Origin of the sequence: Pseudomonas sp. IPO3778, assembly GCF_013386825.1 — a bacterium.
GTDB lineage: Bacteria > Pseudomonadota > Gammaproteobacteria > Pseudomonadales > Pseudomonadaceae > Aquipseudomonas.
This window is the reverse complement of record NZ_JACARC010000123.1, coordinates 1-767: the sequence shown is the minus strand read 5'-3', so window position 1 is coordinate 767 and position 767 is coordinate 1. Positions and strand designations below refer to the sequence as shown.

At 58.9% G+C, this 767-nt stretch carries 2 protein-coding genes and 1 pseudogene; all 3 read left to right on the top strand.

What is annotated here, in order from left to right; genetic code table 11:
* Positions 1 to 292, top strand: a 292-nt coding sequence (locus HX855_RS32850; RefSeq protein WP_306219242.1) for a DnaB-like helicase C-terminal domain-containing protein, incomplete at its 5' end; no start/stop codon positions are given.
* Entirely contained in the window at positions 292 to 588 is a 297-nt protein-coding gene (locus tag HX855_RS32845) for a DUF1364 domain-containing protein (RefSeq protein WP_177085243.1), read from the top strand. The genes HX855_RS32850 and HX855_RS32845, both read left to right, overlap by 1 nt.
* Positions 585 to 767, top strand: a pseudogene (locus tag HX855_RS32840) (site-specific integrase); the annotation flags it as partial. The gene HX855_RS32845 and the pseudogene HX855_RS32840, both read left to right, overlap by 4 nt.

Sequence of the window (767 nt, the reverse complement as noted above, 5' to 3'; positions counted from 1 at the left end):
CCCGAACAAGCGCCCGCTCTGTTCTGACCTGCGCGAATCCGGTGCTATTGAGCAAGACGCCGACATCATTCTGTTCGTTTACCGCGACGAGGTTTACCACGAGCACACCGAGGCGAAAGGAATAGCCGAAATCATCATCGGCAAAGGCCGGGACATTGAAACCGGCACCGTTCGAACAGCGTTCCTGGGTCAGTACAGCCGGTTCGAGCAACTGGCGGCGGGATGGGTTGAGCCGCAGAAACCTCAGAAGGTCACCAGCATGGCAAGTCGTTACGGCAAGGATAAATTCTAATGAGCAAGCTCACCAAGGCTGCGCGCGATCGCGACTGCCAGGTCCGTTTCCCGGGCTGCTCGTGTGAGCCGTCCACCACAGTGCTAGCGCACTACCGATTGGCCGGCACCTGCGGTATGGGCATGAAGCCAAATGACTTCCAGGGCGCCTGGGCCTGCGGCTACTGCCATGACATCGCTGATGGACGCTTGCGTGCGCCCGGACAGTTGACCAAGTACGAAATCCGCCTGTTTCTCGCCGAGGGCGTCATGCGCACTCAGGCCATATTGATCAAAGAAGGGAAGGTGAGCGTTTGAGCACCCAAATCAAAACCCTGACGGTGAAGCTGTCGGATGCCGAGATTGTCCGCAATGCCAAGCTTGAGCATGTACGCGATCTACGGGACGCCAGTCACCCTGCGCTGCACTTCCGGTTCGCCAGGAATCGCGCACGCGGCTCCTGGTACCTGCTCAACAAGCGCCAATGGCATCGCATC